The sequence below is a fragment of the uncultured Sphaerotilus sp. genome (assembly GCF_963924895.1).
Taxonomy (GTDB): Bacteria; Pseudomonadota; Gammaproteobacteria; order Burkholderiales; family Burkholderiaceae_C; genus Sphaerotilus.
In genome coordinates this window covers 15,857-31,365 of sequence record NZ_CAWURG010000052.1, presented here as the reverse complement: position 1 = coordinate 31,365, position 15,509 = coordinate 15,857, and the positions used below count along the sequence as shown (strand labels likewise).

Below are 15,509 nucleotides of genomic sequence, written 5' to 3'. Positions count from 1 at the left end.
GCGTCGAGTTCGATCTCGACACGCAGGTAGCCGGTGGGCAGGCCGACCTCCTCGAAGGCGTCTATTCAGGGTGCCGTAGACGAACAGGAAGACGGACATGGTGGGTGTTTTGGGGGTGTGAGTCAGGCCGATTCGACCTCGAAACCGACGATGTTGCGATCCACCCGGCTGAACTCCACCCCAATCAGGTGAACCGGCTCCCCCCGGTCCCGATACTTCTCGGCATACCCGAGCGCCTTGATCTGCCGCAGCGCCTCGCCCTTGGCTGCTTGTGCTTGCTCCACCACCTTGAACTCGAAGACAAACACCCGCTGATAGGCCAGCACGACCATGTCGATGCGCCCGTGGTTCGTCGCGTCCTCCACCCGGATGTCCAGCCCCAGCGCCGCAAAGTGGCTGTAGAACACGCTGGCGTAATGGCCCTCGAATCCCGCCAGCGGATTGTTGCGGTACCAGTCGTGCGGAATGCTGGCGAACAGCGCCCGCAAGGACGCCTCCATCGCGGACAGATCCCCGGTCTTGAGCATCGGGACCAGCCGCAAGCGTGCGTTGAGCGACGCTCGCTCCGGCACCCCGTAACCCGGCAGCAGCGCAGCGTTCAGGCTCGACTCCACTTCCCGGTTCGGATAGCCGAGCGTGTAGACCCAGTTGCCCAGCATCACTTCCTCGACGCCGTGCACCGTCAGATACCCTGTCTGGAACAGCAGCGCCTCCGCGCCGATGTGCTCCACGTCGAACACCGACAGCAGTGTTTCGTCACTCTGCAGCTTGCTGAGATCCGGCGTGAAGAACTGCTGTTCGGCGAGCAGCTTGACCAGGAAGGTCGGCGTGCCGGTCTCGAACCAGTACGGCTTGAACTGCCGGCGGTCGAACAGCAGCAGCAGGTCGAAGGGGTTGTAGACGCCCGTTCCGAGCCAGTTGTAGCCGTTGTACCAGCGGCGGATTTCTTCCCGGTCCAGCCCCGGCAGCTCGGGCGCGAACACCGTGTCCACGTCCTTGTCGGTGTAGCCGCACAGCGCGCTGTATCGCGGGTCCAGTGTCAGGTCACGCAAATGGTTCAGCCCCGAGAACAGGCTGACCTTGCTGAATTTGGAAACGCCCGTCAGGAAGACGAATTTCAGATGCTCGTCCGCACCCTTGAGCACCGAATACAGGTCGCGCAGTCCCTCGCGCATCGCGGCCGCCATGTCCCGGTCGGTGATGTTGTCGAGAATCGGCTTGTCGTATTCGTCGATCAGCACCACCACGCGCTCGCCGGACTGGACATGCGCACGGCGGATCAATTCCTCGAAACGCCCGCTCGTGCTCTGGTTGCGCAGCGTCACTCCCAGCCGCTCCGTGTGTTCATTGACCAGTTCGTCAATGCGCTGGTCTAGCTCCGCACGGCTGTGCACCTCGCCACCCGCAAAGCTGATGCGGATGACCGGATACGGCCGCGACCAGTCCCAGCGCGTCTCGGCGGCCAGCCCTTCGAACAGCGCCCGGTTACCCTCGAACAGCTCCTTGAACGTGTCGACCAGCAAGCTCTTGCCGAAACGACGCGGGCGGCTCAGGAAATACGCAGAGCCCGCCTCGATCAGATCGATCGCCATGCCGGTCTTGTCCACGTAGTAACAAGCCTCGCCACGCAGCGTGGCAAAGGTCTGCATGCCGATCGGCAGCTTGCGGCGAGGGAGCAGGTCGGTGCTGGTCATGCCGACAATTGTGCCCCTGCCTCCCTGTCTCCGAAACGACAGGCCGCCATCGGGCGATCGACCTAGACTGCGTGCGAACTGACGCACCCAGGAGCCTGCCCCCATGACCAATGCCGTGATCGTTTCCACCGCACGCACCCCGCTGGCCAAGAGCTGGAAGGGCGCGTTCAACATGACCCATGGCGCCACGCTCGGCGGCCACGCCGTCGCGGCGGCCGTCCAGCGCGCGGGCATCGACCCCGGCGTGATCGAGGACGTGATCATGGGCTGTGCCAACCCCGAAGGCGCCACGGGCTGGAACATCGCCCGCCAGATCGGCCTGCGCGCCGGCCTGCCCATCGGCGTGTCGGGCATGACCGTCAACCGCTTCTGCTCCAGCGGCCTGCAGACGATCGCGCTGGCCGCCCAGCGCATCATCGCGGGCGAGGGCGAGGTCTACGTGGCCGGCGGCGTGGAGAGCATTTCCTGCGTGCAGCAGGAGATGAACCAGCACATGTTCGTCGACTCCTGGCTGAAGGAGCACAAGCCGGAGATCTACTGGCCGATGCTGCAGACCGCCGAGAACGTGGCCAAGCGCTACGGCATGAGCCGCGAGCGCATGGACCAGTTCGGCGCCGAGAGCCAGCAGAAGGCCTGTGCCGCACAAGCCGCCGGCAAGTTCGACGACGAGATCGTGCCGATCACCGTGACCGCGGGTGTGGCCGACAAGGTGCTGGGCCTGCGCACGAAGCAGGTCACCGTCAGCGCCGACGAGGGCCTGCGCGAAGGCACGACCTATGCCTCCGTCAGCGGTATCCGCTCGGCCATGCCCGGCGGTGTGGTCACTGCCGGCAATGCCAGCCAGTTCAGCGACGGCGCGGGTGCCTGCGTGGTGGTGGACGAGCGCTACGCCGAGCGCCATGGCCTGAAGCCGCTGGGGCGTTTCCTCGGTTTCGCGGTCGGTGGCTGCGAGCCGGACGAAATGGGCATCGGCCCGGTCTATGCCGTGCCGAAAGTGCTGGCGCGGCTCGGCCTGACGGTGGACGACATCGGCCTGTGGGAGCTGAACGAGGCCTTTGCCGTGCAGGTGCTGTACTGCGCCGACAAGCTCGGCATCCCGATGGACCGGCTGAACGTCAACGGCGGCGCCATCGCGGTCGGCCATCCCTACGGCATGAGCGGCCAGCGCCTGACCGGCCACGCGCTGATCGAAGGCAAGCGGCGCGGCGCCAAGTACGTCTGCGTGACGATGTGCATTGGCGGCGGCATGGGCGCGGCGGGCGTCTTCGAAGTGCTGTGAGAACGATGCGATGAGCGGGCTGCGTCCGACCCTTGATTTCCTGCTGCACGACTGGCTCGGCGTCGAGTCGCTGACGCAGCGCCCGCGCTTCGCCGACCACAGCCGCGAGACCTTCGCCGCCGTGTTCGACACCTGCGAGCGCATCGCCCGCGAAAAATTCGCGCCGGCCAACCGCACCGCCGATGTCCAGGAGCCGCACTTCGACGGCGAGCGCGTCCACTTGCCAGCGAGCACCAAGGAGGCCAGCGACGCCTACGTCGACTCCGGCATGCTGGCCGCGGCGCAGGACTACGACCTCGGCGGGATGCAGCTTCCCTGTGTCATCGAGATGGCGGCGAACAGCTTCTTCTCGAAAGCAGGCATCGGCCTCGGCGGCCACATGCTGACCAGCGGCAACGCCAACTTGCTGATGGCGCATGGCACCGAGGCGCAGCAGCGGGTCTTCGCGCACCAGGAGTTCGCCGGGCGCTTCTTTGGGACCATGTGCCTGAGCGAGCCGCAGGCGGGGTCGAGCCTCTCAGACATCCTGACGCGCGCCGAGCCGGACGGCGACGACAGCGCCAGCGACCCGCTCGGCCCGCGTTTCCGCCTGCGCGGCAACAAGATGTGGATCAGCAATGGTGAGCATGAACTGGCCGAGAACATCGTCCACCTCGTGCTGGCCAAGATCCCCGGCGCGGACGGCAAGCTGGTTCCCGGCGCCCGCGGCATCTCGCTGTTCATTGTTCCGAAACGATTGGTCGATCTTGACGGTGATTTGACTGGTGAGCGCAATGATGTGGCGTTGGCCGGGCTGAACCACAAGCTCGGTTACCGCGGCATTCCGAACACGCTGCTGAACTTCGGCGAGGGCAAGTACCCGGTGCGCGGCGCGGCCGGCGCCATCGGCTATCTGGTGGGCAAGCCGGGCGAGGGCCTGCGCTGCATGTTCCACATGATGAACGAGGCGCGGATCGCGGTCGGCCTCGGCGCGGTGATGCTTGGCTATGCCGGCTACGAGGCCAGCCTCGACTACGCCCGCGGCCGTCCGCAAGGGCGCCCGATCGGCCCCGGCGGCAAGGATCCGAGCCAGCCGCAGATCCCGATCATTCGCCACGCTGACGTGAAGCGGATGCTGCTCGCGCAGAAGAGCTATGCCGAAGGTGGACTGGCGCTCGCGCTGTATTGCGCGCGGCTGGTCGACGAGCAGCACACCGGCGATGCGCAGTCCGCGAAGGACGCCGCGCTGCTGCTGGAGATGCTCACGCCGATCGCCAAGAGCTGGCCGAGCGAGTGGTGTCTGGAGGCAAACAGCCTGGCGATCCAGGTCCACGGCGGCTATGGCTACACCCGCGATTACCCGGTGGAGCAGTACTGGCGCGACAACCGCCTGAACATGATCCACGAGGGCACGCACGGCATCCAGGCGCTGGACCTGCTGGGGCGCAAGGTGGTGATGGACGGCGGGGCGGGCCTGCTCGCCTTGGCGCAGCGCATCAACGGCACCATCGAACGCGCCTCGCAGCACGCCGATTTGCACCCGCAGGCGACGGCGCTGGCCGCGGCGCTGCAGCAGATCGGCGCGGCGACCAAGGCGGCGTGGTCTACGGGCGTGCCGGAGGAGGCGCTGGCGAACGCCGTGCCGTATCTGCAGGCCTTCGGGCATGTCGTGCTGGCGTGGATCTGGCTCGATGTGGCGCTGTCGGTCGATCCGGCCACGCCCGCTGGGCAAGGGCGCCTCGCTGCCGGCCGATATTTCTTCCGCCACGAACTGCCGCGCATTGATGCGTGGCTAGCCGTGGTCCGTACACGCGATGACACCTGCCGCACGATGCAGGACGACTGGTTCTGAGCAAGGAAACCCCATGGGCACCCCGATTTCGCAACTCTTCGACCTGACGGGCCGCGTCGCGCTGGTCACTGGCGGTTCGCGTGGGCTAGGCCTGCAGATCGCCGAAGCCCTCGGCGACGCGGGCGCCAAGGTCATGCTCACCGCCCGCAAGGCCGGCGAACTCGAAGCCGCCGTCGCGCAGTTGCAGGCGCGCGGCATCGACGCCCGCTGGGTCGCCGCCGATGCGAGCACGGTCGACGGCGTGGCCAAGATCGTGGACGACACGGTCGAGCGCCTCGGCGACATCGACATCCTCGTCAACAACGCGGGGGCCACCTGGGGTGCGCCGGCCGAGGATCACCCGGTCGAGGCGTGGGACAAGGTGATGGACCTGAACGTGCGCGCCGTGTTCCTGATCAGCCAGGCGGTGGGCAAGCGCTGCATGATCCCGCGCCGCGCCGGGCGGATCATCAACGTGGCGTCGATTGCGGGCCTGTCGGGCAACAGCGGAATCATGACCACCATCGCCTACAACACCAGCAAGGGCGCGGTGGTTAACTTCACGCGGGCGCTGGCGGGCGAGTGGGGCCGCCACGGCATCACGGTCAACGCGCTCGCGCCGGGCTTCTTCCCGAGCAAGATGACCCGTGGCACGCTGGCCCATTTCGGCGAGGAGACGCTGGCCGCGAAGGCGCCGCTGAACCGGCTGGGCGATGATGACGACCTCAAGGGCGCCGCTGTGCTCTTCGCCAGCGCGGCAGGCAAGCACATCACCGGGCAGATCCTGGCGGTGGACGGCGGCGTCAGTGCCGTCCACGGCGGCTGACCTGTGATCACCTCGCCCCATGCAATTTCCCGTTGCCATTCCCTTTGTCGAACTCCTTGGTTTCGAGCTGATCCGCTTTGAAGGCGGCGAGGCCGAAATCCAGGTCGAGCTGAAACCCGAGCTGCTGAACTCCTTCCTTGTCGCGCACGGCGGGCTGTCGATGACGCTGCTGGATGTGGTGATGGCGCACGCCGCGCGCAGCGTCCAGCACGAGAGCGGCGTCGTGACGATCGAGATGAAGACCTCGTTCTTCCGCCCAGGCGAAGGACGCTTGCGGGCGGTCGGCAAGCTGCTGCATCGCTCGGTGACGATGGCCTTCACCGAGGGGCATGTCTACGGCGGTGACGGGCAGCTCTGCGCCCATGCGACGGCGACGTTCAAGTATGTGAAGCGTCTGCCCACGGCGGGGCGTGAGGTCAAGGCGCTGCAGCGTCAGGTGGAGCCGTGAACGCGCTCTCCGCCTCATCTTCATCGACGTCCGCAAACATCTCGTCGGCGGCGAGTGTCAGTCCGATGCTCTCGAAGGTCACGCTCTGGCCGGGGGCGTGTTGCGCCAGCGTCCAGTGCGACTCGTCATGGCGCCGGTAGACCTCGGTGGTGCGGCTGCTGGCGTCGATCAGCACGATCTCCCGCATCGTCGGGATCTGGCGGTAGTGGAAGCTCTTGGCGCCGCGGTCGTAGCTGGACGTCCCGGGCGAGAGCACTTCCACGACCAGCGTGGGTTCGGATTTGGCCTGACGACGTGCCCGATCGGCCTGGCTGCAACTGACCATCACATCGGGATAGAAGTAGCTCCCGAGCGACTCCACGTTGAGCCGCATGTCCGTGCTGTAGACCCGGCAGGCCGAACCCCGCAGGTGCAGGTTCATCGCACCGGCCAGATTGAGCGTCACCCGCGCATGGCGGTCATCGCCGCCGGCCATCGCGTACACCTCGCCATCGACAAACTCGTGGCGCTCGGCCTGGGCGATCTCCCAGGCGAGGAACTCGTCAGGTGTCATGGCGGTATGGCGTACGGCGTGTCCCATGCAGATCTCCTTGTGTCTCTGGATTCTCCCTGAAAGGCAGTCCCCATGTCCCTGACCAACCACCAGATCCTCCTCGCCTCCCGCCCCCAGGGCGAGGCGACCGCCGACAACTTCCGCCTCGTCGAAACGCCGGTGCCCGAGCTGGCGGACGGCCAGGTGCTGGTGCGCCACCACTTCCTGAGCCTCGACCCGTACATGCGCGGCCGGATGAACGATGGCAAGAGCTACGCCCAGCCGCAGCCGCTGGACGCGGTGATGATCGGCGGCACGGTGGGTGAGGTGGTCGCCTCGCGCAACGGCAACTTCAACGTCGGCGACCACGTCGTCGGCATGGGTGGCTGGCAGGAATACGCCGTGGTCGATGCGACCCAGCGCGGCGTGCTGCAGAAGGTGGACACGCGCCACATTCCGCTGTCGGCCTATCTCGGCGCGGTCGGGATGCCGGGCGTCACCGGCTGGTACGGGCTGGTGAAGATCATCGATCCGAAGGAGGGCGAGACGGTCGTGGTCAGCGCCGCCAGTGGCGCGGTCGGCTCGGTCGTCGGCCAACTTGCCAAGGCGCGCGGCTGCCGTGTCGTCGGTCTGGCGGGCGGTCCTGACAAGTGCGCCTATGTGACGGACGAACTCGGCTTCGACGCCTGCATCGACTACCGCCAGTTTCCGGACCTGAAGTCACTGTCCGGTGCGCTGAAGGCGGCGTGTCCGAAGGGCATCGACGGCTACTTCGAGAACGTCGGCGGCGTGATCCTGGACGCCGTGATGCTGCGCGCCAATGCCTTCAGCCGCATCGCGATGTGCGGAATGATCGCCGGCTACAACGGCGAACCGATGGTCATGGCCAACCCGGCGCTGATCCTCGTCAACCGCATGAAGATCGAGGGCTTCATCGTCAGCGAGCACATGGACGTCTGGCCGCAGGCGCTGAAGGAACTCGGTGCGGGCGTGGCGACCGGTCAGATCAAGTTCCGCGAGTCCGTGGCGCAGGGCATTGCCAGTGCACCGGAAGCGTTCCTTGGTTTGCTGAAGGGCAAGAATTTCGGCAAGCAGCTTGTCAAGCTGGTCTGAGGAGGGCAGCGCAATGCGATCACTGATAGGCAAGACCGCCGTGCTGACGGGCGCGGCCTCCGGCTTCGGGCTGGAACTGGCGCGGCTGTGTGCGGCGCAGGGCATGAAGATCGTCATGGCCGATGTGCAGCAGGACGCGCTCGACCGCGCCGTTGCTGAGGTCACGGCGCTGGGTGCACCGAATGGCGCGGAGGTGCTGGCGTTCCGGCTCGACGTGTCCAAGGCGGACCAGGTGGAGGCGCTGGGCGCGGCGACGCTGGCGCGTTTCGGCGCGCCGCATCTGGTGTTCAACAACGCCGGGGTTGGCGCTGGCGGCTTGATCTGGGAGAACTCGCTGGCGGACTGGGAGTGGGTCGTCGGCGTGAATCTGATGGGCGTGGCGCATGGCGTGCGCGTCTTCACGCCGATGATGCTGGCCGCGGCGAAGGCCGACCCGGACTGGGAAGGCCACATCGTCAACACCGCCTCGATGGCCGGCCTGCTGAACGCGCCGAACATGGGCATCTACAACGTCACCAAGCACGCGGTCGTCAGCCTCTCGGAAACGCTGTACCAGGACCTGTCGCTGGTCACGTCGCAGATCAGCGCCAGCGTGCTGTGCCCGTACTTCGTGCCGACCGGCATCCACCAGAGCGACCGCAACCGGCCCGCCGATCTGCTCCCCGTTCAGCCCACGCAGAGCCAGCTCATCGGCAAGGCCATGGGCGACAAGGCGGTGACCAGCGGCAAGGTCACTGCGGCCGAGGTGGCGCAGAAGGTGGTGGACGCGGTGCTGGCCGGGCAGTTCTACATCTACAGCCACCCGAAGGCGATCGGGCTGGTCGGCACGCGGCTGGAGGATGTGCTGCAGGGGCGCAACCCGACCGATCCGTTCAAGGACCGGCCGGACCTGGGGGACAAGCTGCGGGCGGCGTTGCGCGGGTGAGCACGGACGCGGGGACGGCCGTCCCCCGTCACAATGCCGCATGACCGCATTTCGTTCCGAACGCCCCTCCGACCCCGACACCCACGTCCACACCCTCGCCAACGGCGTGCGCGTGCTGACCATCGTGCAGCCGCACCTGGAAAGCGCCTGCGTCAGCGTCTATGTGCGCACTGGCAGCCGCCACGAGAGCCCGCGGCTCAACGGCATCAGCCACGTCGTCGAGCACATGGCCTTCAAGGGCACCCGCACCCGCGACTGCCAGCGCATCAACCTCGACGCCGAACAGCTCGGCGCCGAGGCCAACGCCCACACCGACAAGGACCACACCGCCTACCACCTGCGCGGCCTGGCGCAGCACGCAGGCCAGTTCATCCGCATGCTTGGCGACATCGTGCTGGAGAGCCAGTTCCCCGAGTCGGAGCTGGAGCGCGAGCGGCAGGTGATCCTGCAGGAGTACCTGGAAGACGAGGACGACGCGCTGTCCACCGCGTTCAAGCTCTTCGATGAAGCCTGCTACGGCCGCCACGCGCTGGCGCAGCCGGTGATCGGCAAGCGCCGCAACATCGAGCGCTTCAGCCGCGACGAGCTGATGGGCTATGTACAGCGCCAGTACACGGGCGCGAACGTCATCGTGGCGGTCTGCGGCCCCGTGGATCCGCAGACGATGGCGGCGCAGGCCGAGGCCGTCTTCGGCGCCATGCCGGCTGGCGCGCCGAACCTGGTGGCTGCGCCGGCCTACCTCGGCGGCCTGCGCACGAAGCGCATGAGCGGCTCCAGCCAGACCCATGTCGTGCTCGGGTTTCCGGTGCCGACGCAGTGCGACCCCGACATGCCGGTGGCCGTGATGGCCGCGACCGTGTTCGGCGAGGGCATGAGTTCGCCGCTGCTGGACCGGGTGCGCGAGCGGCTGGGGCTGGTCTATTACGCCGGCTGCTCGGCGGACGTGTCGGATCTGGCCGGGCAGTTTGTCATCGAGGCGTCCACGACACCGGAGCACCTCGACGCGCTGTTCGAGGAAGTCAGCACGCTGCTGTGTGCCCACGCCACGTCCATCGACCCGGTGCATCTGGAGCGTGCCCGCAACCAGCTGGCGGTGCGCAGCGTGCGGGCCCGGGAGCGTTCGCAGCGCCGGCTGGAAGGCGCGGCGCAGGACCTGTTCGTGTTCGGCCGCGTGCGTCCCTCGGGCGAGTGGATGGAGCGGATCGCGTCGATCGACGCCGACGCGGTGCGCCTGCAGTTCGAGCGCATGTTGGCGGCGCCGGTGTCGGCGGCGATCACCGGCAAGGTGCCAACGGGCACGAAGGAACGCTGCCGGGACCGGCTGGCGACCTTGATGCCTCCTGCCTGAACAGTTCCGGGTGCCGTTCCGCGGTCAGGGCTTGGCGGTGGCGGGCGGCATGCGCTGCATCATCATTTCCATCATGGACTGCATCATGTCCATGCGCTGCATCATCATCTGGTGCCGCCCGGCCATGTCGGCGGGCATGGCGGACTTGTCCTTCATCATCGCCATGCCGCCCTGCATGGCTTTCATGTGTTCGGCCATCAGCGCCTGGCGCTCCTCGGGCGTTTTCGCCTCCATCATCTTCTGGTGCATGTCCTTCATGGCCTGCATCCGGGGATCGGGCGTGCTGTCCTGTGCAGCGGCGGCAGCGGCTTCCGCCCGGTGCGCGGCATGGGGGTCGGCGGTGTTGCTGCCCGGGCTGGCGCAAGCGGTGAGCAGCACGGCAGCACAAGCGGCAAGAAGGGTGCGGATGGCGGTCATGGCGTACTCCTGAAGGGTGGGAAGGAACGTCTTGATCGTAGGCTGCCGGGCCTTGTTTCGATTGACCTGCGTCAATGTTGATGACCGTGGTCGTGGTCCGTGTGGGCGTGACCGTGGCTGTGATCGGCAGCGGGCTGCATGGCCGGACCGCCACAGGGCCGGGTGAACGGCACTCGCATCGCCTGCAAGGTCACATGCTCGATCCCGAATCGGTCGTGCAGCAGCGTGGTGGCGTGCTGCAGGAAGGCGTCATCGGCCGTGGTCTCGGGCATGGCGAGGTGGGCGGTCAGGGCGATCTCGGACGTGCCCATCGCCCAGACGTGCAGGTCGTGGACCCGCGCCACGCCGGGCAGCTCTTCCAGCAGGCTGTGCACGGCATGCAGATCGATACCCTCGGGCACGCCGTCGAACAGCAGGTGCAGCGACTGCCGGAACAGGCTCCAGGTGCCGACCACGATCACCGCCGCGATCAGCAGGCTGACGACCGGGTCGAGCCAGACCCAGCCGTAGTTCAGCGCCAGCCAGCCGGCCACCACCACGCCGGCCGACACCAGCGCGTCGGCGGCCATGTGCAGGAAGGCGCCGCGGATGTTGAGGTCGCTGTCCCGGCCGCGCATGAAGAGCAGCGCCGTCGCCGTGTTGATGACGATGCCGACGCCGGCCACGGCCATCACGGTGAGTCCCTCGGTGGCCTCTGGCGCCTGCAGCCGCAGCACGGCTTCCCAGGTCAGCGAGCCCATCGCCACCAGCAGCAGCACGGCGTTGACGAAGGCCGCGAGGATGCTGGCGCGTTTCCAGCCGTAGGTGTGGCGCGCGTCTGGCTGGAGCCGACCCGCCAGCGCGCCCACCCAGGCCAGCACCAGGCCGATGACGTCGCTCAGGTTGTGGCCGGCGTCCGCCAGCAGCGCCAGCGAATTGATCTTCCAGCCGTAAAAGCTTTCGATCGCCACGAAGGCAATGTTCAGTCCGATGCCGATGGCGAACGCGGTGTTGAAATTCGCTGGGGCGTGGCTGTGGCCATGACCGTGACCATGACCGTGGTCGTGTCCATGGTGGGGACCTGGATGGTCGTGGTGATGGGCTGCACTCATGCGCGGGTTCTCCTGCGGCCGATCATAGGTGCAGCGCCTCTGCGTCAGATTGCGCGCTGGTTCACGCGCTTCGACAGCTCGGCCGCGCTCTCGCGCCGCTCGCTGTAGCGGTCGACCAGATACGTCGCCACGTCGCGGGTCAGCAGCGTGAACTTGACCAGCTCCTCCATCACGTCGACGACGCGCTCGTAGTAGGCGGACGGCTTCATGCGCCCGGCCTCGTCGAACTCCATGAAGGCCTTGGCGACCGAGGACTGGTTGGGGATGGTGATCATGCGCATCCAGCGGCCCAGGACGCGCATCTGGTTGACCGCGTTGAAGGACTGCGAGCCGCCCGACACCTCCATCACCGCCAGCGTCTTGCCCTGCGTCGGGCGCACGGCACCGACCGACAGCGGAATCCAGTCGATCTGCGCCTTCAGGATGCCGGTCATGGCGCCGTGGCGTTCCGGCGAGGTCCAGACCATGCCTTCGGACCAGGCGGCGGCTTCGCGCAGCTCAGCCACCTTGGGGTGGGTGTCGGGCGCACCGTCGGGCAGGGGCAGGCCGGTCGGGTCGAAGACGCGGGTTTCCGCGCCCATGGCCTGCAGCAGGCGGGCGGCTTCTAGCGTCAGCAGCTTGCTGAACGAGCGTTCGCGCAGCGAGCCGTACAGCAGCAGGAAGCGCGGCGGGTGGGTCGAGCTGCCGGCGCCGTGGAAGCGTGCGCCGGTCGGGCGGTCGAACAGGGCCGGGTCGAGGTTCGGCAGATCGTGGGGGTCGCTGGAATGGTCCATGGCGTCGAAGCGTTGTCAGAACTTCGATTGACATTCGTCAATCGGTGGGTGAATCGGTGTGTCGGTCGGGGCGCGGTCAGGGCACACCGCCGGGAGGTGGAGTTTAATGGTGGTGGATTTATACCCTTTAGGGTATGTTCGACCAGAGGATCTCCCCGACCATGCGCCTTGCCAGACGATATCTCCTTGCCGCTTTGGCTGCAGCGACGCTGCTGGGCGTCGGCGCCGCCGCGTACTGGCGCTTCGGCCGGGCAGTCGACATACCGGTGGCCGTGGCCGCGCAGGGCTCGGTGGCGGCCCGGGTGGTCGGGCCGGGCACCGTGCAGGCGCGTGTGCCTGTCACGGTCAGCGCCCGGGTCAGCTCGACGGTGGTGCAGGTGCTGGCCGATGTCGGCGACACCGTGCAGCCGGGGCAACTGCTGGCCCGCCTGGACGACCGTGACCTGAGCGCCCGCCGCGGCGTCGTCACCGGCCAGCAGGAGTCACTGCAGCGCAACACCGAAGGCGCCCGCGCCGCGCTGGTCAAGGCGCAGGCCGATCTCGACCTCGCCCGCAGCAAGCAGCGTCGCGATGCCGAACTGCTCGCCCAGGGCTATGTCTCGGCGGCGGTGCTGGACGCGTCGAATGCGGCGCTGGGCAGCGCGGCGGCCGGGGTGGACATCGCCCGCGCCACGCTGGCCGCCCGCGAGGCCGATGCGCGCACGCTGTCGCAGGAGGCGCGCTACTCGGACGTGGTGCTCTCGAACACGCGCATCGCGGCACCAATGGCCGCCGTCGTGGTCCAGCGCATGGCCGAAGTCGGCAGCACCACGGCGCCTGGCTCGGCCCTGTTCAAGCTGGTGGACCCGCGCTCGCTGTGGGTCGCCACCCGGGTGGACGAGGCGGTGGTCGGTCGCGTGCGGCCCGGGCAGGTGGCCAGCATCCGGCTGCGCAGCGGCGAGGTGCTGCCCGGCAAGGTGGCGCGCATCGCCCGGCAGTCCGACGCGGCGACGCGGGAACTGGAGGTGCATGTCGCCTTCGACACCGTGCCCGAGCGCTTCGCCATCGACCAGGAGGCCGAGGTGCGCATCGACGTGGGCGCCGACCGCGGCCTGCTCGTGCCGCTGGCCGCGCTGACCCGTGACAAGACCGGGCGGCAGGGCGTGCTGGTCATTTCGGACGGCCGTACCCGCTTCCAGCCGGTGGAGACGGGTGGCGCCGATGCCCAGCAGGTGCTGATCCGCCAAGGCTTGGCGGCGGGAGACACGGTCGCCGCCACGGCCGCCGGGCTGACCGCCAATGTGCGGGTGCGCTGAGGACCGGCCATGGAACTCGCACTCAAGGACATCCGCCGCCACCTCGGCAAGTTCCTCGCCACCATCGTGGGCGTGGCGATGCTGCTGGCGATCGTGCTGGTGATGAACGGCATCTACCAGGGCAACATCCAGGACGGCGTCTGGCTCATCGACAACACCAGGACGGACCTGTGGGTGGTGGAACGCGGCCGTGGCGGTCCGTTCAACGAAGCTTCGCGCATCCCGCTGGACAGCTACAAGAGCGTGGCCGCGACGCCGGGTGTGGCGCGCGCCAGCCCGCTGGTGCTGTATTCGGCGCAGCGGGAGATCCTGGGCCGTGACCAGCAGTTCACCCTCGTCGGCTACGACATCGTCAGCGGCGCCGGGGGGCCGAACGGGCTGGTGCAGGGCCGCACCATCACCGCGCCACACTACGAAATGGTCGTGGACCGCAAGCTCGGCCTGCAGCTCGGCGACCACGTGCCGCTGGGCACCGACCGCTACACGGTCGTCGGCGTCACGCGCGGCGCAGTCGATTCGGGCGGCAGTCCGCTGATCTACATGGCACTCGCCGACGCGCAGAAGGTGCAGTTCGAACAGGACAAGCGGGCACTCGACGCCGCCCGGGCCGCCAACCTGCAGCGGCTGGAGCGTGCGGGCTACAGCGGCGAGCAGGCCAGCCGGCTGCTGCCGCTGCTGTCCTCCGGCACCAGCAGCATCAACGCGGTGCTGGTGACGCTGGCGCCCGGTGCGGATGGCGAGGCGGTGGCACAGCACCTGCGCGACTGGCTGTATCTGAACGTCTACACCACTACCGAGGAACGCACCCTGATGCTGGACGGCAAGCTGAGCAAGATGTCGGCCGTGCTGGGCCTGTTCCGCACGCTGCTGATCCTGGTGTCGATCGTGATCATCGCGCTCATCGTCTACGTGCTGACGATCGAGAAGATCAAGTCGATCGCCACGCTCAAGCTGATCGGTGCGCCGAACGGCCTGATCGTGCGGCTGATCATGACGCAGTCGATGCTGCTGACGCTGGCGAGCTTTGCGCTGGCCTACCTGCTGCGCGACCTGATCGCACCGGGGTTTCCGCGCACGCTGGCCTTTGTCGGGCAGGAAACGGCGGTCACCTTCGGGGTGATGCTGCTTGGCGGGGTGCTGGCCAGCCTGATGGCCGTGTGGCATGCGCTGCGCACCCCGGCCCAACTTGCCCTGGGAGGCTGAGATGGCCGTCGTCGAACTCCAGAACGTGTCGCAGACCTTCGGTCACGGCGAGCTGGCGGTGCAGGCGCTCAAGCCGACCAGCCTGTCCATCGAGGCGGGCGAACTGGTCGCGCTGCTCGGGCCCAGTGGTTCGGGCAAGAGCACGCTGCTGCTGGCGATCAGCCTGATCCAGCCGCCGACCACCGGCCGCATCACCATCGACGGCCAGGTGCTGTACGACGATGGCCCGACCGGCATCGACGTGCGGGCCTTCCGCCGGCAGAAGATCGGCTTCATCTTCCAGCAGCACAACCTGATCCCCTTCCTGACCGCGCTGGAAAACGTCGCGCTGATGCTGCAGCTCAACGGGGTGGGCCGGCGCGAGTCGAACCGGCGGGCGATGGAGGTGCTCGGCTACCTAGAGATCGCGCACCGCGCCGATTCGCTGCCGGCGCAGATGTCGGGCGGCGAGCAGCAGCGCGTGGCGATCGGGCGGGCGCTGGCCAACGAGCCGGCGCTGATCCTGGCGGACGAGCCCACCGCGGCGCTCGACACCGAGCGCGGCACCAAGGTGATGGCCATGCTGCGCAAGATCGCCCGCGAGCGCCGCTCGGCCGTGATCGCCGTCACCCACGACCACCGGATGATCGCGGGCTTCGACACGGTCTGCCACCTCGACGACGGGCGGCTGACGCAGGTGGAGCGCAGTGCGACGGCGGCGGTGGCCGGCTGAGGCGGAGGGCCTGTGGCAAACTCCGCCGCCTCTCCAACTGCCC

Annotated in this window: 15 protein-coding genes; 10 read left to right on the top strand and 5 right to left on the bottom strand. The window is 67.8% G+C overall.

All coding sequences use genetic code 11. From position 1 onward, the window contains the following. Positions 1–122 precede the first annotated feature (122 nt). Positions 123–1,694: an ATP-binding protein gene (locus AABN02_RS18720; RefSeq protein WP_338416427.1), complete on the bottom strand. Its 1,572-nt coding sequence runs from the start codon at positions 1,692–1,694 to the stop codon at positions 123–125. 103 nt (positions 1,695–1,797) lie between these two features. On the opposite strand from AABN02_RS18720, the gene AABN02_RS18715 reads away from it, so the two are divergent. Genes AABN02_RS18715 through AABN02_RS18700 form a run of 4 tightly spaced genes read left to right on the top strand, consistent with a single transcriptional unit; the run spans position 1,798 to position 6,057 of the window. Then, positions 1,798–2,973: an acetyl-CoA C-acyltransferase gene (locus AABN02_RS18715; protein WP_338416426.1), complete on the top strand. Its 1,176-nt coding sequence runs from the start codon at positions 1,798–1,800 to the stop codon at positions 2,971–2,973. A gap of 10 nt (positions 2,974–2,983) precedes the next feature. Continuing rightward, on the top strand, positions 2,984–4,804 hold the full coding sequence (locus AABN02_RS18710; protein WP_338416425.1) for an acyl-CoA dehydrogenase: 1,821 nt from the start codon (positions 2,984–2,986) through the stop codon (positions 4,802–4,804). A gap of 13 nt (positions 4,805–4,817) precedes the next feature. Next, complete coding sequence (locus AABN02_RS18705) at positions 4,818–5,609, top strand: SDR family oxidoreductase (RefSeq protein ID WP_338416424.1); 792 nt, start codon at positions 4,818–4,820, stop codon at positions 5,607–5,609. 19 nt (positions 5,610–5,628) lie between these two features. After that, entirely contained in the window at positions 5,629–6,057 is a 429-nt protein-coding gene (locus AABN02_RS18700; protein ID WP_338416423.1) for a PaaI family thioesterase, read from the top strand. Here the strand turns inward: AABN02_RS18700 and AABN02_RS18695 are convergent. After that, positions 6,026–6,637, bottom strand: coding sequence for a Uma2 family endonuclease (locus AABN02_RS18695; RefSeq protein ID WP_338416422.1), 612 nt, complete (start codon positions 6,635–6,637; stop codon positions 6,026–6,028). The genes AABN02_RS18700 and AABN02_RS18695 overlap by 32 nt on opposite strands. 45 nt (positions 6,638–6,682) lie before the next feature. Between AABN02_RS18695 and AABN02_RS18690 the strand changes: the two genes are divergently transcribed. Genes AABN02_RS18690 through AABN02_RS18680 form a run of 3 tightly spaced genes read left to right on the top strand, consistent with a single transcriptional unit; the run spans position 6,683 to position 9,975 of the window. Further along, positions 6,683–7,702, top strand: a complete 1,020-nt coding sequence (locus AABN02_RS18690; protein ID WP_338416421.1) for an NADP-dependent oxidoreductase — start codon at positions 6,683–6,685, stop codon at positions 7,700–7,702. Between the two features lie 13 nt (positions 7,703–7,715). Then, positions 7,716–8,627, top strand: coding sequence for an SDR family oxidoreductase (locus tag AABN02_RS18685; RefSeq protein ID WP_338416420.1), 912 nt, complete (start codon positions 7,716–7,718; stop codon positions 8,625–8,627). Positions 8,628–8,667: 40 nt separating this feature from the next. Further along, a complete protein-coding gene (locus AABN02_RS18680) occupies positions 8,668–9,975 on the top strand; it encodes a pitrilysin family protein (protein ID WP_338416419.1) in 1,308 nt (435 codons plus the stop codon). Positions 9,976–9,999: 24 nt separating this feature from the next. Here the strand turns inward: AABN02_RS18680 and AABN02_RS18675 are convergent, their stop codons facing one another. The 3 genes from AABN02_RS18675 to arsH all read right to left on the bottom strand — a co-directional run bounded on the left by AABN02_RS18675 (position 10,000) and on the right by arsH (position 12,256). After that, entirely contained in the window at positions 10,000–10,392 is a 393-nt protein-coding gene (locus AABN02_RS18675; RefSeq protein WP_338416418.1) for a hypothetical protein, read from the bottom strand. A 71-nt stretch (positions 10,393–10,463) separates the two neighbouring features. Beyond that, positions 10,464–11,483, bottom strand: coding sequence for a cation diffusion facilitator family transporter (locus AABN02_RS18670; RefSeq protein WP_338416417.1), 1,020 nt, complete (start codon positions 11,481–11,483; stop codon positions 10,464–10,466). A gap of 44 nt (positions 11,484–11,527) precedes the next feature. Beyond that, positions 11,528–12,256, bottom strand: a complete 729-nt coding sequence (gene arsH, locus AABN02_RS18665) for an arsenical resistance protein ArsH (RefSeq protein WP_338416416.1) — start codon at positions 12,254–12,256, stop codon at positions 11,528–11,530. A 161-nt stretch (positions 12,257–12,417) separates the two neighbouring features. Here arsH and AABN02_RS18660 point away from each other — a divergent pair, with 161 nt between their 5' ends. Genes AABN02_RS18660 through AABN02_RS18650 form a run of 3 tightly spaced genes read left to right on the top strand, consistent with a single transcriptional unit; the run spans position 12,418 to position 15,466 of the window. Then, a complete protein-coding gene (locus AABN02_RS18660; protein ID WP_338416415.1) occupies positions 12,418–13,551 on the top strand; it encodes an efflux RND transporter periplasmic adaptor subunit in 1,134 nt (377 codons plus the stop codon). Between the two features lie 9 nt (positions 13,552–13,560). Beyond that, a complete protein-coding gene (locus AABN02_RS18655) occupies positions 13,561–14,754 on the top strand; it encodes an ABC transporter permease (protein WP_338416414.1) in 1,194 nt (397 codons plus the stop codon). 1 nt (position 14,755) lies between these two features. After that, positions 14,756–15,466 carry an ABC transporter ATP-binding protein gene (locus tag AABN02_RS18650; protein WP_338416413.1) on the top strand — a complete coding sequence of 237 codons (711 nt, stop codon included), beginning with the start codon at positions 14,756–14,758 and terminating at the stop codon, positions 15,464–15,466. Positions 15,467–15,509 lie beyond the last annotated feature (43 nt).